Source organism: Streptomyces sp. NBC_00690 (assembly GCF_036226685.1).
Lineage (GTDB): Bacteria > Actinomycetota > Actinomycetes > Streptomycetales > Streptomycetaceae > Streptomyces.
This window is the reverse complement of record NZ_CP109009.1, coordinates 5,518,068-5,537,904: the sequence shown is the minus strand read 5'-3', so window position 1 is coordinate 5,537,904 and position 19,837 is coordinate 5,518,068. Positions and strand designations below refer to the sequence as shown.

At 69.3% G+C, this 19,837-nt stretch carries 14 protein-coding genes; 11 read left to right on the top strand and 3 right to left on the bottom strand.

From position 1 onward, the window contains the following. The first annotated feature begins 248 nt into the window (after positions 1 to 248). The 3 genes from OID54_RS24415 (at position 249) to OID54_RS24405 (ending at position 3,128) form a co-directional block, all read left to right on the top strand. The gene (locus tag OID54_RS24415; protein ID WP_329022769.1) at positions 249 to 902 is read left to right on the top strand and encodes a DUF4360 domain-containing protein; all 654 of its coding nucleotides are present in this window, start codon (positions 249 to 251) and stop codon (positions 900 to 902) included. Positions 903 to 1,248: 346 nt separating this feature from the next. Further along, positions 1,249 to 2,460: a pyridoxal phosphate-dependent aminotransferase gene (locus tag OID54_RS24410; RefSeq protein ID WP_329022767.1), complete on the top strand. Its 1,212-nt coding sequence runs from the start codon at positions 1,249 to 1,251 to the stop codon at positions 2,458 to 2,460. A gap of 281 nt (positions 2,461 to 2,741) precedes the next feature. Further along, the gene (locus OID54_RS24405; RefSeq protein WP_329022764.1) at positions 2,742 to 3,128 is read left to right on the top strand and encodes an SCO4983 family protein; all 387 of its coding nucleotides are present in this window, start codon (positions 2,742 to 2,744) and stop codon (positions 3,126 to 3,128) included. A 364-nt stretch (positions 3,129 to 3,492) separates the two neighbouring features. On the opposite strand, the gene OID54_RS24400 is transcribed toward OID54_RS24405, so the two are convergent. Next, the gene (locus OID54_RS24400) at positions 3,493 to 5,313 is read right to left on the bottom strand and encodes a phosphoenolpyruvate carboxykinase (GTP) (RefSeq protein WP_329022762.1); all 1,821 of its coding nucleotides are present in this window, start codon (positions 5,311 to 5,313) and stop codon (positions 3,493 to 3,495) included. 305 nt (positions 5,314 to 5,618) lie between these two features. Here OID54_RS24400 and trhA point away from each other — a divergent pair, with 305 nt between their 5' ends. Next, entirely contained in the window at positions 5,619 to 6,305 is a 687-nt protein-coding gene (gene trhA / locus OID54_RS24395) for a PAQR family membrane homeostasis protein TrhA (protein WP_329022760.1), read from the top strand. Between the two features lie 137 nt (positions 6,306 to 6,442). Then, the gene (locus OID54_RS24390; RefSeq protein ID WP_329022758.1) at positions 6,443 to 7,102 is read left to right on the top strand and encodes a TetR/AcrR family transcriptional regulator; all 660 of its coding nucleotides are present in this window, start codon (positions 6,443 to 6,445) and stop codon (positions 7,100 to 7,102) included. 122 nt (positions 7,103 to 7,224) lie between these two features. On the opposite strand, the gene OID54_RS24385 is transcribed toward OID54_RS24390, so the two are convergent. Continuing rightward, positions 7,225 to 9,234, bottom strand: coding sequence for a thioredoxin domain-containing protein (locus tag OID54_RS24385; RefSeq protein WP_329022756.1), 2,010 nt, complete (start codon positions 9,232 to 9,234; stop codon positions 7,225 to 7,227). 231 nt (positions 9,235 to 9,465) lie between these two features. Here OID54_RS24385 and OID54_RS24380 point away from each other — a divergent pair, with 231 nt between their 5' ends. The 6 genes from OID54_RS24380 (at position 9,466) to OID54_RS24355 (ending at position 18,921) form a co-directional block, all read left to right on the top strand. Next, positions 9,466 to 10,032, top strand: coding sequence for a Uma2 family endonuclease (locus OID54_RS24380; RefSeq protein WP_329022754.1), 567 nt, complete (start codon positions 9,466 to 9,468; stop codon positions 10,030 to 10,032). Between the two features lie 292 nt (positions 10,033 to 10,324). Continuing rightward, positions 10,325 to 10,624, top strand: a complete 300-nt coding sequence (locus tag OID54_RS24375; protein WP_329022752.1) for a hypothetical protein — start codon at positions 10,325 to 10,327, stop codon at positions 10,622 to 10,624. Positions 10,625 to 10,700: 76 nt separating this feature from the next. After that, complete coding sequence (locus OID54_RS24370; protein WP_329022751.1) at positions 10,701 to 13,910, top strand: tetratricopeptide repeat protein; 3,210 nt, start codon at positions 10,701 to 10,703, stop codon at positions 13,908 to 13,910. A 31-nt stretch (positions 13,911 to 13,941) separates the two neighbouring features. Beyond that, positions 13,942 to 16,548: a hypothetical protein gene (locus tag OID54_RS24365; RefSeq protein ID WP_329022749.1), complete on the top strand. Its 2,607-nt coding sequence runs from the start codon at positions 13,942 to 13,944 to the stop codon at positions 16,546 to 16,548. 5 nt (positions 16,549 to 16,553) lie between these two features. Then, complete coding sequence (locus OID54_RS24360) at positions 16,554 to 17,831, top strand: CHAT domain-containing protein (protein WP_329022747.1); 1,278 nt, start codon at positions 16,554 to 16,556, stop codon at positions 17,829 to 17,831. 112 nt (positions 17,832 to 17,943) lie between these two features. Continuing rightward, positions 17,944 to 18,921 (top strand): hypothetical protein, encoded by a 978-nt coding sequence (locus OID54_RS24355; RefSeq protein ID WP_329022746.1) that lies wholly within the window; start codon positions 17,944 to 17,946, stop codon positions 18,919 to 18,921. A gap of 79 nt (positions 18,922 to 19,000) precedes the next feature. Here OID54_RS24355 and OID54_RS24350 read toward each other — a convergent pair whose 3' ends face one another. Beyond that, complete coding sequence (locus OID54_RS24350; protein ID WP_329022744.1) at positions 19,001 to 19,705, bottom strand: TetR/AcrR family transcriptional regulator; 705 nt, start codon at positions 19,703 to 19,705, stop codon at positions 19,001 to 19,003. Positions 19,706 to 19,837: the final 132 nt, after the last annotated feature.

Sequence of the window (19,837 nt, the reverse complement as noted above, 5' to 3'; positions counted from 1 at the left end):
ACTGACAATGAGTCAGAGAATCACAGCCCCGGGGCATGCGAAAGCGTGCCCCGGGGCTGTTTCACGCCAACTCATTGCCGATAACGACCAGAGTTGCTAACCCTCTGGCAACAGCACCTCCCGGTATCTAGCATTCCGCTATCCGCTCCTTCAGGAAACTGTTTCATTTCCTGAAGGATTGTCATGACCCTGCCCGGTCATGGGCTTTCCCGGATGAAAGAATTCTCATTCCCATCGAACGGAGAATCATGTCCCGTGCACTTTTCGCGAGTGGTGCTGCGGCGGCCATATTGGCGTCACTGCTCGGCGCTTCGAACGCCTCCGCGAAGACGGTGACTTTTGCCGCACCGCCAGAGAAAATCACCATCGACATCGCAACCATCAATGGATCGGGCTGTCACCCCGGCACCGCGGCCGTGGCCGTCTCCGAGGACAACACCGCCTTCACCGTGACCTACAGCGACTACCTCGCCAAGGTGGGAGTCGGCGCCTCACCGACCGACTTCCGGAAGAACTGCCAGCTCAGTCTGGTGCTCCATGTACCGCAGGGCTTCACCTACGCGATCGCCAGCACGGACTACCGCGGCTTCGCCAGCCTGGAGCCCACCGCGGTCGGCACCCAGAAGGCGTCGTACTACTTCCAGGGCTCACCGGTCACGGCCTCCCGCACCCACAACTTCCGCGGCCCTCTGAACGACAACTGGCAGGCCACCAACAGCACGGAGTGGGGCCAGATGGTCTGGGCGCCCTGCGGCGTGAAGCGCAACTTCAACGTGAACACCGAATTGCGGGTGAGCCCCGGACTCTCCGACCGGACGAAGACCACCAGCTTCATGACGATGGACTCCACCGATGGCGCCATCGACACCGTCTACCGCCTTGCGTGGAAGGAATGCCCCTGAACCGCTGATCACCCCGCGCTGACCTAACGAGCAATCCCGCCCCGGCCGCTTCCTTCCAACGGTCGGGGCGGTGGCTTTCCGCCCCTTTCATGGACTTCGACCTCGTGGCGCACCCCTCATTGGGGCCCTTACGGGCGAGGTGACGAGCGCAACATTCACCCGTCGCTCTCGGTCACCCAAGGGGCGAACCGCAGGTGTCGAGCTCATCCGGGGAACGTTTTCCAAGGACGTGAGGCACTCTCGCCAAATGAAGCACTAAAGAGGACATTCCCCTACCGGGACCCCTTGTCGCGAGCCACGGAAAAACGAACAGCACACGCCGATACGCGGCCGTAAGCTCACCGTCATGCAGGTGATCCAGTCGACGAAGCTCGCGAATGTCTGTTACGAGATCCGGGGTCCGGTCCTTGAGGAAGCGATGCGGCTGGAAGCAGCAGGGCACCGCATCCTCAAACTCAACACCGGCAACCCGGCAGCCTTCGGGTTCGAATGCCCACCCGAGATCCTGGAGGACATCCTCCGCAATCTCGGCAGCGCACATGGATACGGCGACGCCAAGGGGTTGCTGTCCGCACGGCGCGCGGTGATGCAGCACTACCAGACCAAGGGCATCGAGTTGGACGTCGAGGACGTCTACCTCGGCAACGGCGTCTCGGAGCTCATCCAGATGTCGATGCAGGCACTGCTCGACGACGGTGACGAGGTGCTCGTACCCGCCCCGGACTACCCGCTGTGGACCGCATCGGTTTCGTTGGCCGGCGGCACCGCCGTGCACTACCGGTGCGACGAGCAGTCCGACTGGATGCCGGACCTCGCCGACATCGAACGGAAGATCACGGACCGCACCCGAGCGATCGTGATCATCAACCCCAACAACCCCACCGGCGCGGTCTACGACGACGAGATGCTGCGCGGGTTGACCGAAATCGCCCGGCGCCATCAGTTGGTCGTCTGCTCCGATGAGATCTACGACAAGATCCTCTACGACGGCACCACCCACACGCCGACCGCCGCGATCGCACCGGACCTCCTCGTCCTCACCTTCAACGGCCTCTCGAAGAACTATCGGGTGGCCGGATATCGCACCGGATGGATGGCGGTCTGCGGACCCAAGGAGCATGCCGCCTCCTACATCGAGGGGCTGACCGTCCTCGCCAACATGCGGCTGTGCGCCAACATGCCCTCCCAGCACGCGGTGGCCACGGCGCTCGGCGGCCGACAGTCGATCGAGGACCTCGTACTCCCGGGCGGACGCATCCTGGAGCAGCGGAACGTCGCGTACGACCTGGTCACCCAGATCCCCGGGGTGACCTGCGTCAAGCCGAAGGGTGCGCTCTACCTCTTCCCCCGGCTCGATCCACAGGTCTACAAGATCAAGGACGATCGACAGATGGTCCTCGACCTCCTGCGCGCCGAGAAGATCATGGTGGTGCACGGAACCGGGTTCAACTGGCCGGAGCCGGATCACTTCCGGATCGTGACCCTGCCAGCCGCGCCGGAGCTCGCGGATGCGATCACCCGGATCGGATCGTTCCTGGATGGCTACGGCCAGCCCTGAGGCCCTTGGCCCGCGCCCGTCGCCGCTGACGTGCGGAAGGGCAACACACCTGAAGGCCGCCCTCCTGGCCCGGCGCTCAGCCGTATGTCGTGCCCCCTCCTGGGGCGTACGCCGGCGCTGAGACTGGCCCTGGGAGGCGGCCTTCCGGTGCATTCAGATGCCTTGGGGCGATTTACGGGCGAAGTGTGGCCCGTAAATCGCCAGCATCTCCGACCGAGCTCAAGTTTAGACTTGATCTAAGCTAGGATGGTCTCCTGGAAGTGAGCAGGAGGCTATCCCCCATGTACGAGCCGATCCGCACCAAATCCGTCCACTCCGCTACCCCGTCCGACGGCTATCCGCACCGGACGCGCGAGGAGGAGTTGGACATCCAGCTGGCGGGCCATCTCTGCGCGCTGCTGACCGTCACCGATGAGCTGGCCCTGAGTGAGCCGGCCGAGCGCATCGCCGCCCAGATCACCCGACTGCGGGGCGCCGCCCCCGTGCGCCGTACGGCGGTGGGCACCGGCGATCCGCACGTTCTGCACCGTAGGGCTCATGCCCTGGCCGGCCGGGCTCTGGTCGTCGCGGCCTCCCGCGCCGACACCACGGTCGCCATCCTCGCCGCCGAGCGCATGGACGCCCACGCGGCGGCCCTCGACGCGCCTCGACTGGTCGGGGCCCACTGACGGCCCCGGTCCACGGGCCGCTCAGGCGCGTGGACCGGGCGCCACGCACGGTTGCCTTCCGATGGTCACCCTCGCGCGGCTGACCTCCCGTGGCCGTCCGCACGGGAATGTCCGCACGGGATGTCCGGAGGAAATGAGCGACCCCCGGAAGCCGTGAGGGGGCTTCCGGGGGCCTGGGGCCCGTCATGGATCGTGTCTGCTGATGCAGCCCGACCGCTGTTCAGCCCGACCATGGGTCAGGCCCCTGTCACGGCAGACCGTGGCGACCCCACGGGTCAGGGCGGATGTCGAGATGTCCTGCCGCGACGTCTTGGGACGCCGGACCGCTGCCGCCCGTGGCCCCGGACGGCAGCGGAGTGCGGCGTCAGCCCAGTCGGGCCACCAGTGCGCGGTACTCGTCCCACAGCTCCTTCGGCGTGTGGTCGCCGAAGGTGTTGAGGTGCTCCGGCACGAGGGCCGCTTCTTCGCGCCAGACCTCGGTGTCCACCTTCAGCAGGAAGTCGAGGTCGTCCGCGCCCAGCTTCAGACCGTCGGTGTCCAGCGCCTGCGCGGTCGGCAGGATGCCGATGGGGGTCTCGACGCCGTCGGCCTTGCCTTCGAGCCGCTCGACGATCCACTTCAGCACCCGGCTGTTCTCGCCGAAGCCGGGCCAGACGAACTTGCCGGCGTCGTTCTTGCGGAACCAGTTGACGTAGTAGATCTTGGGCAGCTTGGCCGGGTCGGCGCTCTCGCCGACCTTGAGCCAGTGAGCCATGTAGTCGCCCATGTTGTAGCCGCAGAAGGGGAGCATCGCGAACGGGTCGCGGCGCAGCTCGCCCACCTTGCCCTCGGCCGCCGCGGTCTTCTCACTCGCCACATTGGCGCCCAGGAACACGCCGTGCTGCCAGCTGAAGGACTCGGTGACCAGGGGAACCGCGCTGGCGCGACGGCCGCCGAAGAGGATCGCCGAGATCGGTACGCCCTTCGGGTCCTCCCACTCGGGGGCCACGGTCGGGCACTGTGCGGCGGGCACCGTGAAGCGGGCGTTGGGGTGGGCGGCCGGGGTGGTGGACTCGGGGGTCCAGTCGTTGCCCTTCCAGTCCGTGAGGTGCGCAGGAGTCTCCTCCGTCATGCCCTCCCACCAGATGTCGTTGTCGTCGGTGAGCGCGACATTGGTGAAGACCGCATTGCCCCACAGGGTCTTCATGGCGTTGGCGTTGGTGTGTTCGCCGGTGCCGGGCGCGACGCCGAAGAAGCCCGCCTCGGGGTTGATCGCGTACAGCCTGCCGTCCTCGCCGAACCGCATCCAGGCGATGTCGTCGCCGATGGTCTCCACGGTCCAGCCGGGGATTGTGGGCTCCAGCATGGCCAGGTTGGTCTTGCCGCAGGCGGAGGGGAAGGCGGCGGCGATGTACTGGGACTGGCCCTTGGGCGGGGTGAGCTTGAGGATCAGCATGTGCTCGGCGAGCCAGCCCTCGTCGCGGGCCATGACGGAGGCGATCCGCAGGGCGTAGCACTTCTTGCCGAGCAGGGCGTTGCCGCCGTACCCGGAGCCGTACGACCAGATCTCACGGCTCTCGGGGAAGTGGGAGATGTACTTGGTGGAGTTGCAGGGCCACGGGACGTCCTGCTGGCCCTCCGCGAGGGGTGCGCCCAGGGTGTGGACGGCCTTGACGAAGAATCCGTCGGAGCCGAGTTCGTCCAGGACTGCCTTGCCCATGCGGGTCATGGTGCGCATGGAGACGGCGACATAGGCGGAGTCGGTGATCTCGACGCCGATCGCGGACAGCGGCGAACCGACCGGTCCCATGCAGAAGGGCACCACGTACATCGTGCGTCCGCGCATCGCACCGCGGAAGATGCCCTGCTCACCGGTGAAGATGTCCCGCATCTCGGCGGGGGCCTTCCAGTGGTTGGTCGGGCCGGCGTCCGCCTCCTTCTCGGAGCAGATGAAGGTGCGGTCCTCCACCCGGGCGACGTCGGAGGGGTCGGACGCGGCGTAGTACGAGTTCGGGCGCTTGATCGGGTCGAGTTTTTTGAAGGTGCCCTTGGCCACGAGCTCCTCGCACAGGCGCTCGTACTCGGCCTCGGAACCATCACACCAGACGACGCTGTCCGGCTCGGTGATGGCTGCGATCTCGTCGACCCAGGAGATCAGCTCCCGGTGGTGAGTGGGGACGGTGGGAGCCGCGATGTCGCGCGCCACGATCGCTCCTAAATGAGGTGTTTGAGGGTTGTTGCCCCGTGGGGGCTGCGACCCGGATGCTTCGTAGCCGCTCATCCGGTGCCGACCGCACTCATCTGATCATCCGTGGCTCGCGCCCATATGTCCAGAGGGCATCTCACGTGAGCATCACCACTCGTGTCGCCACCCTGCCACGCCCCGAAGGGCCACTACCCCAGGCGAACGGCCATCTTCATAAAGGTCGTATAAGCGCTGGTCACATCGATCTGGGCGGTTAGGCCCGGTAGCTGTGTGGGACCTACGGTTCCGTAGGTACCATCCAGAGCATGACCTCTGCCGCGAGCTCCGCCGCGCCCGAAGTGACCGAGATAGAGCCAGTGCCCGTCAAGCCGAGGATGCGCGGCTGGATTCACGCCGGGATGTTCCCGGCGGTGCTCGTCGCGGGTCTGGTGCTCACGGCGTCCGCCGGCACCTCACGGGCCCGGCTGGCGTGCGCGATCTACGTCCTGACCGCCTGCCTGCTGTTCGGCGTGAGCGCGCTGTACCACCGCGGGAACTGGGGACCGCGCGGCGAAGCCATCCTGCGCAGACTCGACCACGCGAATATCTTTCTGATCATCGCGGGCACCTATACCCCGCTCACGATGCTTCTGCTCCCCGATTCCACCGCACGGCCCCTTCTGTGGGCGGTCTGGGCGGCGGCCGCCGCCGGTATCGCCTTCCGGGTGCTGTGGGTCGGCGCGCCGCGATGGCTCTACACCCCCTGCTACATCGCGATGGGCTGGGCGGCGGTCTTCTTCCTGCCCGACTTCATGCGGACCGGGGGGATCGCGGTACTCGTCTGTGTGATCGTCGGTGGGCTCCTCTACAGCGCCGGCGGAGTGGTGTACGGGATCAAACGGCCCAACCCCTCACCGCGCTGGTTCGGCTTCCACGAGGTCTTCCACTCACTGACGCTGGCGGCATTCGTGGTGCACTACGTCGGCATCTCGCTGGTCGCCTACCAGCACTGACCTCCCGGCCCCCACGAGCACGAGGCCGTGGCGACATCGCCACGGCCTTTTCGCTCGCCTGCCGTGCGGCTCGCACGGCCCTGCTCCGCGGCCTGTACGGCGGCGGGCGCCGATGACCGGTGCCCGACAATGAGCACATGGCCGCCTCCGCACCCGACTCCGCCCCGAAGCCCTCGGGCGACCGACTCGCCGAGTCCCAGCAGTCGGCCTCGCCACGCCCGGGATTGCGGGAACGCAAGAAGCTGAAGACCCGCCTCGCCATCCGCAAGGAGACGTACCGACTGATCGCGGAGCAGGGGTACGAAGCGACGACGGTGGAACAGATCGCGGCAGCGGCCGAGGTCTCGCCTTCGACGGTCTTCCGCTACTTCCCGACCAAGGAGGACATCGTCCTCACCGAGGAGTACGACCCGATCGTGGAGGCCCAACTGCTGGCGCGACCGGTCGACGAACACCCGCTCGACTCGATCCGCCAGGTGATCGTGCACTCCCTGGCGTCCCAGGTCCGCGCGGAGCAGGACGAGGTGGTGCAGCGCACCCGGCTGATGGTGGAGCTCCCCGCCATGCGAGCCCGTATGACGGAGACGATGACCGCCACGTCCGCGGTCCTGGTCCGCGTCCTCGCCGACCGCGCCGGCCGCCCCCATGACGATCTGGACGTACGGGTGCGGGTGGCGGCCGTGATGGGGGTACTGCGGGAGGTGCTGCTGTACTGGGCCGAACGGGAACACCGGGACGATCTGGCAGAACTGATGGATGCGGCGCTACGTGGGCTCGACTCCGGCTGGCGACCCTGAGCTGACCCGATCGCCCCCGCCTGGGCACCCGACCGACGGCTGACATGCCGATCGGGCTCCCCGGCCCCGCGGATCCTTGCGCCTGGGGCTCTTGGCTCTTGGCCCTTGACCCGAGCGAGTCCCTATGGCTGGAGTTCGCGCTCCAACTCCTCTGATGTGGTCACCGGCATCCGGCAGACGAAGCCCCGGCACACATAGGCCGCCGCCTCACCCGCCACCAGCGGGCGGTCCTTGAGCAGCGGGAACTCATCGCCGCCCGGTTCACCCCGCGCGATCACCGCACCGGGGGCGTGGCCGAGCAGCGCCGTGCGGTGGAGTTCGTCGGTGAGTGGATCGGCTTGCGCCCCCACCACCGCAACCTCGCGGGGGCCGTCCAAGTGGGCTTCGGCCACGGCCAGGCCCCAGCCGATGAAACGGGGAGCCTTGGGCGCGAGGGCCTTCACCACGCCGAGGGCGTCATCGGCGGCGGTGCGGTGGGCGGTCGAACCGGTGTGTGCGGCGTACGACAGCAGGGCGCCCGCCGCCGCCGTCCAGCCCGAGGGGGTCGCGTTGTCCGTCGGATCCTGTGGACGGCGGATCAATCGCTCCGCGTCGTGGGCCGTGTCGTACAAGGTGCCGTTCTCGCCCCTGAACTGGTCGAGCACGATGTCCAACAGGAACCCCGAGAACTCCAGCCACACCCCCTCACCCGTCACACCGGCGAGGGCGAGGAATCCCTCCGCCACATCCGCGTAGTCCTCCAGCACCCCGGCGTTGGACCCCACGCGTCCATCCCGTGAGGTGCGCCGGAGCCTGGCGTGCGGATCGAGGTGGAGCCGGACCAGGAGGTCCGCGGCCTCGGTGGCGCGCTCGATCAGATCGGGCCGGTCGAAGTAGGCACCGACCTCGGCGAGCGCAGCGATGGCGAGACCGTTCCAGGCGGCAACCACCTTGTCGTCCCGTTCCGGACGCGGACGCTCCGCACGAGCCGCGAGCAGCCGGCGGCGCAGTTCCGGGTCGGCTTCCGCACCCGGGAGTTGAAGCACCGACGCGCCCTCTTCGAAGGTGCCTTCGGCCGTGACGCCGAACAGGTCCGCAGCGCGCCCGGCGTCCTCGTCTCCGAGCGCCGCGCGCAGTTGCTCGGGCGTCCATGCGTAGAAGGCGCCCTCGACGGTGCGGCCCGTACCGTCGTCACTGTCCGCGTCGAGGGCGGATGCGAAACCGCCCTCGGGCGTGCGCAGTTCACGCACCATGAAGTCCGCGGTCTCCAACGCGATCCTGCGGGCCAGGTCCGATCCGGTGGCGCGCCACAGATGGGCGTACACCCGGCACAGCAGTGCATTGTCGTAGAGCATCTTCTCGAAGTGCGGAACGACCCACTCGCGATCCACCGCGTAGCGCGCGAACCCACCGCCGAGTTGGTCGTAGATACCACCGCGCGCCATCGCCTCGCAGGTTTCGGCGACCATCTGGAGGGCGCCGTCCGCGCCGGTGCGGGCGTGGTGGCGCAGCAGGAACTCCAACACCATCGACGGCGGGAACTTGGGCGCCCCACCGAAGCCGCCGTGCCGCTCGTCGTAGTCCCGGGTGAGGTTCAGCAGTGCCTGCGCAAGTTGTTCCTCGCCGGGCGCTCCATCCCCTCCATGGGTGAACGAACGCTCGGACAGATCGCGGGCGATCCGCTGCGCGACCTCCGCGACCTCCGTGCGGCGGTCCTTCCAGGCCGCCGCAACCCCTTCGAGGACCTGCCGGAAGGACGCCATGCCGTGGCGCGGCTCGGGCGGGAAGTAGGTGCCGAAGTAGAACGGCTCGGCATCACCGGTGAGAAAGACGGTCATGGGCCAACCACCCTGACCGGTGGCCGCCTGGACGGCCTCCATGTACACGGCGTCGACATCGGGCCGCTCCTCGCGGTCGACCTTGACGGCGAGGAAGTGCTCGTTCAGATACGCGGCGGTCTGCTCGTCCTCGAAGGACTCGTGGGCCATGACGTGGCACCAGTGGCAGCTGGAGTATCCGACGCTGAGCAGCACGGGCACCTCGCGTCGCCGTGCCTCCTCGAAGGCCGCCTGCGACCAGGGCCACCAGTCGACGGGGTTGTCTGCGTGCTGGAGGAGATAGGGGGAGGTCTCGTGGGCGAGGCGGTTCGGCATGGGCCCATCCTCGCGCACCAGCCCGGAAGCACGGGACTCGGGAAGCGTCCGTACGGGTGCAAGCCCACGCGCTGGCGGATCTTCTTGACCGAGTCGTCCCCTCCCGCCCACGCTCTTCCTGCCCGAACCTTCGCGGCGCCCTTCCGCATCGGGCGCCCCAGCATCGCAGAACAGTAGGCTGAGTCCAGCAGCAGCGCTGGAAGTGTCAGGGCTCCCCGAAGGAGGCACACCATGACCGCCGAGATGGTCGCGCCCGCGTGGATGCACACCCAGATCAGCGCGGAGCAGTACGACTCCTGGTCCGAGGAACAGAGTGCCGGCATTGAGATCGTGGACGGAATGGTCGTCGTGAGCCCGAGCGCCTCCAAGCGCCACAACCGGCTGGCCCGCATCCTGGCCAACGCCTTGGACGCCGCCGCGGGCCCGGACTGGAACGCGGACACGGACTTCGATGTCCGCCTTCAGGACGTTCCCCTCACCAACCGCCGCCCTGACGTCGTCGTCTACCGGGCGGAGACCATCGACCTCACGCCCACCCGCCCCGAACACGTACTCCTGGTCGTCGAGGTCGTATCGCCCGGCTCGGAGACCACCGACCGGATCGTGAAGGTGGACCAGTACGCCAAGGCCGGCATCCCCTTCTACTGGCGGGTCGAACAGGCCGCCACTGGTGTCCCGATCGTCTACACCTACGTTCTCGACCCGGCCACCCATGCCTACAGGGACGGCGAAATGTTCACCGGCGTGATCGAAGCTGCCGTGCCCTTCTCCGTCGCCGTCGATCTTGGAGCCGTCTGACAGCGCTGGAAACCCATTCCGTCCTGGCTGACCTCGCCGTGGATCACCTGGGCCCCCCGCCCCCGGGAGCTCCTATCGGGTGGCGCTCGGCAGTGCTCCCTAACCCCAGTAGCCACACCAGGAACCAGGTAGGGCAGGGGTTGCGTCCCCTTTCGGGGTGGGAGGGGTGTCTGTCGTGGAGCGGATCGGGCGTCGGCCGCAGTGGGCCGGGGGTTGTCTGAGTCTGGTGGGTGGTGGGGTTGCCGGGTACGGGATTCATCGGCTCTCCCTCGCGGCCCGGCGGGAGTGTCGTGTGGCGCAGGAGCACCGGCTCGGCGTCCTGGACTGGTGGATGTGGGAAGCGCCGCTCACCGTGCTGGCGGGTACCTTCGGTGGGCTGTTCGCCTGGGCGCTGGCCGCTGCCGTGGTGCATCGGGCCGGGGGTGCGGTGAGGCGGCTCGTCCCGCCGTTGGTTTTCATCGGCGCGCTGGTCGCACTGGCCCTGGTGCACTTCTCCTGGTTGGGGACCCCTTACGCCCTGGGGACCATCAGCGACGGTGCCTGCGCCGATGACAACGTTCCGCCCTGGTGGCCCGGCTGGCTGCCCGCGTAAGGCTCTCTCGCGCGAATGCCCCGCACACAGGACACTTGGACCCGAAACGGGAACCGAATCTTGAGGGGGAACCGCTATGCGGGACAGCCATCGGACCGAAGCCGAGCGGCTGTTGGTACGTGCCGTGGAAGAAGAGTCACGGCGGACGGGCGGACGGGCGGACAGTGGAGCGCTGTTGGCGCGGGGGCGGGCGGCGCTCGACGGGATGGCGTCCAACGCAGCCGATGAGTACGCGGCGTACGAACAGGCCCTGAGCGCTGCGGAGTCGGCGAGACGGCCGCTGGGAGCGCAGTTCAGTCGGAAGAACCTGTCGACTCCGCTGGTGGTGACGGCTGTGGCTGCTGCCGCCGCGGTCAGTGCCGACATGGCGTTGGGGACGACGACCGGTACGGCGCTCGGTGCGGGGGCGATCGTCGCAGCCGCGGGGGCGGCCACCACGGTGGCCAAGGTGACCGCGTCCCACTGGCCGGCGGCCCATCGTCGGGCGGGGGCGTTGAACCAGCCGGGGGGTACCGAGCAGTTGCGTCTCCAGTGGCTGACCGCCCTGGAGGTGCGCGGGATCAGGCCCTTCCTGGACCAGCAGCGGATGCTGGCCGGCGCGCTTCCCGGCCCGCGGAACGCGGCCGGTGCATCGGTGCGACTGCGAGGTGCGGACCGTAGCGCTGCGGCACGTATGCGATCGGTGCTTGCGCAGTCGTTCGGGCATCTGCCGCAGCCCAGTGGGGTGTTCAGCGGGCGCCGCGATGCGATGGCGCAGATCAGCCAGTGGGTGCAGGCCGGTCGCGCCGCTACCGAGACCAAGCCGACGGTCGTCGTGTTGTACGGGGAGCGCGGGGCGGGTCGCACCGCCCTTGCGATACGCGCGGCACACCATTTGAAGGACCAGTTCCGTGGTGCGTGCGTGGTGGGTCTGCGGGGTGACAGCGAGCATCCGCTGACCACCCGGGAGGCGTTGTTGCACCTGTTGAACCGGTTGGGCGCGCCGCGGGAGCAACTGCTGTTCCGGGAGCGTTCATCGACCGAGCAGCAGGTGCGCAGATTGAGCGAGCTGTACCACCAGCAGTTGACCGGACTGCCCGTGACGGTGATCTTGGATGATGCGGGCGATGCCGAGCAGGTGCGGACCCTGCTGCCGGAGCGCTCGGACAGTCTGGTGCTGGTCACCTCCCGGACCCGTCTGGAGCTGCCGGCCGACACTCCGGCGTGGGTGCACCAACTGCCGGTGGTGGCGTTGGACACGGCGAGCGCCGAGGAGTTGTTGCGGGGCCAGGAGCCCGAGCCCTCGTGGGGCGTGTACGACGGCCAGTCGGTGGAGGAGATCCGCGAGTCGTGCGGCGGGTTGCCGTTGGCACTGCGGATCGCGGGTTCGTCCCTCGGGTCGCGCACGCCGCAGCAGTTGGTCGCAGCTCTCGGGGAGCGTGGCGAGGCGGGCCCGGTGGAGCGTGTGCTCTGGCTGCGCTACACGGATCAGCCGGACGCGGCACGACGGCTGCTGCGGCGTCTTGCGCTGGCCGGCCGGGCATCGCTCGGTTCGCCGGCAGCGGCGGCGCTGCTGGGCACCGACCAGCAGGAGGCCCAGCGACTGTTGGGGGAGTTGGCCGCGGCGGGGCTGATCGACCATGTGCGTGGGGACCGCTACCGGCTGCACGACTCGGTACGGGCCTTCGCCCGGGCCCGCTTGCTGGAGGAGGAGGCGGCCGATGAGCGCACGGCCGCACAGGGCCGGCTGATCCAGAGCTACGCGGATCTGGCGGGCGCCGTGATCCGTATGGTCGACGGCAAGCTCTCCACCCGCGCCGGCAAGTTCGGGGCGCACGGTTTCTCCTCGCTGGAGTCGGCACTGCGCTGGCTCGACGACGAGTCCAGCTTCATCACATCGGCACTGCGCCATGCGGAGGGAGTGGAGCAGCAGGCAGTGCTCAATCTGCTCGGTGCGCTGGCCGACTACTGTTTGCTGCGCGGTGACCTCTACCGCCTCGGGGAGATCAGCGAGCTCTCGCAGGCCGTTGACCAGGGGTTGTTGGAGCGGTCGGTGCAGTGGCGCACGGGCATCGCGGCTCGGCAGTTGGGCGAGTTGGACAAGGCGCGTACGACCCTGTCGTCGGTGGTGGGCCTGTACCGGGAGGCGCAGAACGACTCGGGTACGGCGTTGGCGTTGTGTTCGCTCGGAATCACACTGCACCACCAGGGCAATCTCACGGAGGCCGCGGCCCGGTTGACGGAGGCGGTGGGGCTCCAGTCTTCGGACGAGCGCGCGGAGGACCGGGCGTGGTCGTTGCACGCATTGGCCGCGGTGCGTCGGGATCAGGCGCGGCTCGCGGAGGCGCTCGATCTGCTGGCGACCGCTCAGCGGTTGCACCACGAGGGCGAGTCGGTGCACGGCGCCGCCTGGACCCACTTCCAGCTCGGACAGGTGTACCTGCGGATGGGCGATGTGCCGAGCGCCGATGAGGAGTTGCGTACCGCACTCGACCTCTATGGACGTACGGGTGACGCCCGAGGTGGGGCGTGGGCGCTGACCCAGTTGGCGCGCGGTCGTCTGGTGGACGGTGAGGCGGCGCCGGCGGTGGACCAGTTGCGGCAGGCGCTCTCCCGCCACCGTGAGAACGAGGACGCGCGGGGTGAGGCGTGGACCCTCTACTACCTGGGCCAGGCGCTGGAGGAGCGTGGCGACGGCGATCAGGCGGTGCGGGAGTTGGAGCGGGCGCGGACGATGTTCTCGCGGATGCGCGACGTTTATGGGCTGGCATGTGCCCGTCATCACTCGGGGCGGCTCACCCGTGATCTGCGCGCGGCCCAGACGGGCAACCTCCGCAACTCCGGCTTCGCGCGTCAGTTGCTGATGGACGCACGGGCGGACTTCCGCCGTATCGGGGTGGCTCACGGGGAGGGTTGGTGCACTTTGGAGTTGGCCGTGGTGGACGCGGGCAACGGCAAGCCGCAACAGGCGCTCGCCCTGTGCGACGAGGCGGTGGAGCTGTTCGCTTCGTACGGGGACGAGCGGGGCGGGGACTGGGCGCGGTTCCTGCGCTGTACGGTGCTGCCCTTCGCCTCTCCCGGTGGGATCGAGGTCGGGACGGTGGTGGCGCAGGAGGAGTTGGCGCGACTGCGGGAATCGGGACACGGTACGCGGGACGCCAAACTGGACGACTGTGCGCAGGCGCTGTCGGTGATGCTGGAGCGCGGTCTGCGACTGGAGGACGGCTGGCAGGCGTGGACGCTGGGGATGGTGCCCGGTCGGCATGCGCGGGAGGTGATGGGCGTTTCCGTGGTCGCGGCGAACTGATGCGGTGATACTGGATGGTCGGGGGTGCGCGATGGCCGGAGTGCTGGGCGATGAACTCGACGCTGGGCGATTGGTGGGGCGGGACTCGCTGATCACGCAGGTGTCAGCCGAGGCGCTGACGGGTCCGCTGCCGTACTTTCGCAGGCACGTTTCGGTACCTCGTCGACCCTGGCTGATCGAGTTGCACGGCCGTGCTGGCTCGGGCACCTCCGCCGTCGCCCGAAAGGTGGCGGAGGTGATCGGTGGTGAGCGCGGCCAGCCGGTGCACCAGCTCCCGTACACAGGAGATGACCCCCGATCGTTGCTGCTGCTGCTCGCGGCCCGGGTCGGTGTGCCGCCGAAGGACCTGATGGAAACGGTGTGGGAGCAGCGCGACATCTCCTGGCTCAGTGGGGTGTGCCAGGAGGCGTTGGCGCGGCGGCCCGCCGTGGTGGTGGTCGACGGGTTGCCGCCGGGGGCTGGTGGACTGCCTCTGCTGAGGGCGGTGGACGATGCCTTGGCGACCACGGAATCACTGATCCTGGCCACCTCCCGAGCGGATGCCTCGTCCTACCCGGGGCACCCGTCCGTCTGGGAAGTACCCCCGCTGCCTCCGCATCACAGCGCGGATCTCCTAGGACTGCCCGACACGGTCGCCGAGCCGCTGCACCGTGCCTGCCGTGGGCTCCCCGTCCTGCTGCGAGTGGCACGGGGGCTGCTGCACGATGGACGGTGGGAAGGGCCGGTCCCCGGGACTCCCGAGGAGTTGTTCCGCCAGGTGCAGAACTCACTGGCCGCGGACGCGAAGGCGATGCTGTCGGCGTTCACCGTGCTGGACCTGGCAGAACTCCCGGACGCCATGGCCCGGGCACTGCCCGTACCGGACGCGAACGGTGCCCTGCAAGAACTGCTGATGCGAGGTGTGTTGCACCACCCGCGCCCCGGGTACTGGCGGCTGCCCTCCGTCCTGGCGGAGCTCGCACGGCGCGGACGGCCCCTGTGGCGGGCGGCCAGCTTGCGCCGGTTGGAGCGGGCGGTGCTGAGGGAGATTCCCTCAGCACCCCTGGAGCCCTCGGTGTTGTTGGCCGAGCGGATGGTGATCTCGGGCGCTTCCCAGGCCCGAGGGCACATCGACCCCATCGCCCGGGCCCTCGTCCGGCGTAATGACCTGGCCCGGTTGCTGCTGCTGGCCCAGGCCACCGATGTGGCACTGCCGCTGGCGGCTCTCGCCCGCCAGACCGGTCATGTCGACCTGGCCCATCACATCGTCGATTCCATCGATGAGCCGGCCGTCACCAGGTCCGAGTCGGCCGTGTTGGCACGGGAGACGGGACAGCTCGGGCGCGCCGATTGGTCGCTGTTCACCCTCGAACCCGAGGGGCCCAGAGATGAGAACGCCCGGCTACGGGCGGCCGTCAGCCTGGACCAGGGCCGGGTGCGCGGCGCGGCAGGACTGATCAGGTCCGCCGTCGAGCACCACCAGATCACCGGGGACGAGAGCGGCGAGGCGTGGGCAGCGTACGAGTACGGGCGGCTGCGGCTGGTGGTGGGCGACCCCCGGGGCGCCGAGGTGCATCTGCGCACCGCCCGTCGACTCTTCGGGCTCGGGGGTGAGCTGCGCGGGGTGGCCTGGGCCGATACGGGGCTGGCGTGGGCCCTGTTGTTGGGCGGCGATCCATCCCGTGCCGTACCGGCGCTCCAGCGGGCGGTGACCGGTCACCGGCGGGCCCACGACCCCCGTGGAGAGGGTTGGGCACTGCTCCGGTACGCGCTCGCGCTCGCCGAGGAGGGCTCCGCCGACTCCGCGGACCACTCACTGAACCGCGCCCTGGACCGCTTCGAAGACGTCGACGACGCACTCGGCGCGGCCTGGACCCGTCACCACCTCGCCCTCCAGGATTCATCCGGCGAGGTGTCGATGCCCGCGTTGTGGGACGTGGCGCACGACTTCCAGGCGATCGGCTGCACCGGTGGACTGGCGTGGACCCGGTTGGAGATCGGACGACGTACCGCACAGCCGTCGTTGGTCGCCCAGGCGCGCGGGCTCTTCGTGGGCACGGAGAACGAAGCCGGGGAGCACTGGGCCGACTTCACCGCCGCCGTCATCGAGCGGGACGGCGCCGCCCGGGTGCGGGCCCTGAAGGAGTTGAGCCGCTTCCACCCGCCCGCCCTGATACCGCGAACACCCACGGCCCACATTCCGCGCGCCGCGCGTTACACGGTTCCCGAACGACTTCCCGACGGTTCGGGATCGGTGGAGAACCCTCGCCCCGAGGACCGGTGCAGGGTGCTGCTCACGCTCCTGGACGAGGTGTACGAGGGCGGCACCGCGCGGATCACGGTCGGCGTCGAACCGGGTACGGCACACCCATGGGCGTTCGTCGGCCCCGAGGACACTCCGCTGCTGAGTGTGAGCGCGACTCCGCTCGGGGACGCCGAACTCCGTCCCGAGCATGCGGTGACGGTCTGGCCCTCCTTGGCCGGGGCGGCCAGGGAAGGGGGCGGCTCGGAGTTCCGGATCACACCGCATCGCGCCGGTCCGCTGGGGCTGCGGTTCACGGTCGAGGACCGGCGCAGCGGCGTGGTGCTCCAGCAGGTGGAGACGGAAGTCCAGGTGCTCACGCCCGCCCTGGTGCCGTCGACGCGGGGGGAAGGATGAGCCGGATGGTCCGCGAGTTGCCCGTCAGGATCGTCGAGGACCCCAGCCGGGGGTTCACTTCGTTGCCGCGGCGCGCCCCGGTCGCCCCCGATCTGGTACTCGCCCTCGATCTGCTCGGGGACGATCGCATCCAGGTGCGGATGTACGGGTCGGCGGTGCCGGTCATCGGCTCGGAACACCGGGTGGTCGTCCACCGCAGGCCCGGCGAGATCCGTGGCGTGGCGGGCCGGCTCCGGCATCTGTGGAAGCGGGAGCTGATCGACCTCCAACCGTTGGACGGCCGGGGCCGGCCGGCTCGCGGCCGGGCCGTGTTGCCGTACGCCTCGCAACTCGACCTCACCGGTGAGCCGGCGGGCGAGTTGGCCGCGGTGCTGGCGGAACTCGCCGATCAGGGGGCACATCTGCTGTTCGGGCTGCTCCTGGCGTCCGAGGGTCGAGAAGACGTGGAGCAGTTCCGGGAGGTGCTGCTCTCGGTGCTGGCGGGACCGCCCCTGCGCATCCGAGTCGACTCGGAGCTGCTTCTGCCCTGGGGAATGCTGGCACTGCCGCGGCGGAACGGGGAGGGCGGCGAACTGTCGGCGCTGTTCCACCGGTTCCTCGGCTATCGCCATCAGATCGAGCAGGCCAGTCCGAACTACACCAGGGCCCCGGAGGGGCTCTGGCCGCCGCCGCGGATTCCCTCCGTGTCCCTGAACCATGACACCACGATCGATCCGACCGGACGTACGAGGGCGGGGGACGTCGCCGCCGCGCTGGCGAAGAACACCTCCTTCACCGAACGCACCACGCGCGCCGCGTTGTTGCGGGCGTTGGAGGACGGCACGCTCGACGAGCAGTTGATGTACTTCTGGTGTCACGGCAGCTTCCGCAGCGACGACGGGCAGACGTCCTGTCTGGTGGTGCGGCTCACCGACGGCGGAGAGATCGACGCCTACACCGTGGCCGCCCGCCCGGTGTCGGGCGACGAACCGGCGGCGTTCAGGCCGCTGGTGCTGCTCAACGCCTGCTACGCGGGGCTGTCGGCCGGAGCCGATCTCGCCTATCTGGGACGGGCGTTGATCGAGCGCGGTGCGCGTGGGGTGATGGGGCCACAGATCGAGATGCCGCAGGTCTTCGCCGCCGAGTACGCGTTGGCGTTCGTCACCCGCTATCTGGAGGGGCATCGGACGGCGGGGGCGATCGCCCACGAGTTGGCGCGGCACTTCGCGGACGAGTACGGCAACCCGCTCGGATTCGCCTACGGGCTGCACGGCGGTATGGACGAGCGGCTGGAGCGCGGCTGATGGAACAACCCTCGCCGGTGACAGGGCCGGTCACACCGACCGTACTCCCCCATGGATCGCCCGGGCCCGACTCGATGTCGACCCATCACCGACACTCCTTGAGGCAGGCGCCATGACCACGATGCACATCGTCGACCTCGATGAGAGCGGCTGGCTGCTCGACGGCGGCGAACCCGTCGCGGCGGACCGGCTGGACGAGCACTTCGCTGCGGTGCTGACACCGCCGTCCTGGGCCAGCGACATCATCGTCTACGTCCACGGTTGGCAGACTGCTCCCGATGCGGCGGCTGCGGCGGCGAACCGACTGCTGGCGCTGGCCGACGAGCAGTACGAGCGCCGACGGGCGCTCTATCCCGCGCTCGCAGCCCGGTTCGCGCCCTGGCTGGTGGTGCTGCGGTGGCCGTCGCGCAGCGGGCCGCACCTGGGCGGATACCGTCGGATCCGGGACCGTGCGCACGCGTTGTCCGGTGAGTCGGGGCACGCGGGGCGGGTCATCGGGCAGTTGCTGGGCTACCTGGACAGCCAGCGTGCCGACCCGGTGGCAGCGCCCGTCCTCGCCAACCGGGCCGGGCAGTATCTGCATCTGGTGGGGCACTCGTTCGGCTGTCGGGTGTTGTGCGAGGCGGTGCAGTGGGCGGCGGACGATCGGCCGGGGGCCACGCTGGGATGGAGTAGGCCGGGACCTGCCGGGCGGGCGTTCACCGTGGATTCGATGCTGCTGCTCCAGATGGCCGCGCCACGCGACGCCTTCGCCACCACCTTCACCGCACTCGCGGACGCACCGCTGCGCGGCCCGGTGGTCGCCACCTATGCCGAACGCGACTGGGCGACGGGGCTGTGGCACCGGATCGCCGAGCAGCGGCGCGGCATCGGGAGCCAGGGCATCGGGACGGCTCCCGAGCCGGTGTCATCCATCAAGATGCGGCCGGCCACCGAGGCGTACGACCTGGCTGCGCTCGACCACTGGTTCGTCAGTGTGGACGCGGGAGCGGTCTTCACGGCCGGCCGGGGACCGTCGGGCTCCCACTCGGACCACCTCCGTGCGGAGACGGCCCATCTGCTGCTCTCCTTGGCGGACCACAGCCGCTGAACGGCGAAGCCCCCGCCGCCCCGCACGACGCGACGCACCGCACGACGCACCGCCCGGCGCTTCTCACCGCTGGCGCTGCTCACCGTCCGGCGGGGAGGCGGCTCGCGGTGCTGTCCAGGAGCATGTCGAGCGTCGCCGGGTAGGCGCTGCCCTCGACACAGCCGACCAGCAGCCCAGCGGTCGCGGCGATGTGGGGATGGGTCCGGGCGGTCAGTCCCCCGTAGCGGCTGCGCCATACGGCCCGGTCGGCGTCCCGCTTCTCCTCGGGCAGGGCGAGCGCCGCGCCGTCGAGCGCGGCGAACGCCAGGCTGAGGTCGACCAGACTGCGGTAGACGCGCACGGTGTCGCTGTCCGCGAATCCCGCGGAGCGCAGCACCCCGAGGATCGCCTCGATCGCCGCCGCCTCATGGGCCCGTCCGGTGATGCGGCTCGCCGCCAAGACGGCCGCTTGGGGGTGGGCGAGGTAGGCGGCGTGCAGTCGCAGCCCCAGCGCGCGCAGATCGGTGCGCCACTGACCGCTCGGCCGCCAGCCCTCGATGGCACGGCCGATCAGTTCATCGGCGATGGCCAGGGTGAGGTCGTCCATGCCGCGGAAGTACCGGTACAGGGCGCTGGGGTCGGCGCCGAGCGCACCACCGAGTCGGCGCACGGTCAGGCTCGCGCCCGAGTGGTAGCGCAGCAGGCGCAGTGCGGTCTCCACGATGAGCCGCTCGGAGAGCACCGCGCCCTGTCGGGTGGGCCGCCTGCGCCGCCGCTCCCCTTCGGGCACCACTTTCTTGGCCATGGTCAGCTCCTTTCCCTGTTGTGGAATCCCCTGCTGTGGAATCTCCAGCCGTGCACTTCCCCGGCGGGGGATCCCCCGCCGGCAACCGGGGATACCACCGTTCCTCGGTGACCCGTGGGGATTCGGGCATCC

Bases quoted from the DNA above. Each gene is read 5' to 3' on its own strand.
- OID54_RS24370 (WP_329022751.1), top strand. From the start codon at position 10,701: ATGCGGGACAGCCATCGGACCGAAGCCGAGCGGCTGTTGGTACGTGCC.
- OID54_RS24390 (WP_329022758.1), top strand. From the start codon at position 6,443: ATGGCCGCCTCCGCACCCGACTCCGCCCCGAAGCCCTCGGGCGACCGA.
- OID54_RS24355 (WP_329022746.1), top strand. From the start codon at position 17,944: ATGACCACGATGCACATCGTCGACCTCGATGAGAGCGGCTGGCTGCTC.
- OID54_RS24405 (WP_329022764.1), top strand. From the start codon at position 2,742: ATGTACGAGCCGATCCGCACCAAATCCGTCCACTCCGCTACCCCGTCC.
- OID54_RS24410 (WP_329022767.1), top strand. From the start codon at position 1,249: ATGCAGGTGATCCAGTCGACGAAGCTCGCGAATGTCTGTTACGAGATC.
- OID54_RS24415 (WP_329022769.1), top strand. From the start codon at position 249: ATGTCCCGTGCACTTTTCGCGAGTGGTGCTGCGGCGGCCATATTGGCG.
- OID54_RS24385 (WP_329022756.1), bottom strand. From the start codon at position 9,234: ATGCCGAACCGCCTCGCCCACGAGACCTCCCCCTATCTCCTCCAGCAC.
- OID54_RS24350 (WP_329022744.1), bottom strand. From the start codon at position 19,705: ATGGCCAAGAAAGTGGTGCCCGAAGGGGAGCGGCGGCGCAGGCGGCCC.
- OID54_RS24360 (WP_329022747.1), top strand. From the start codon at position 16,554: ATGGTCCGCGAGTTGCCCGTCAGGATCGTCGAGGACCCCAGCCGGGGG.
- trhA (WP_329022760.1), top strand. From the start codon at position 5,619: ATGACCTCTGCCGCGAGCTCCGCCGCGCCCGAAGTGACCGAGATAGAG.
- OID54_RS24365 (WP_329022749.1), top strand. From the start codon at position 13,942: ATGGCCGGAGTGCTGGGCGATGAACTCGACGCTGGGCGATTGGTGGGG.
- OID54_RS24380 (WP_329022754.1), top strand. From the start codon at position 9,466: ATGACCGCCGAGATGGTCGCGCCCGCGTGGATGCACACCCAGATCAGC.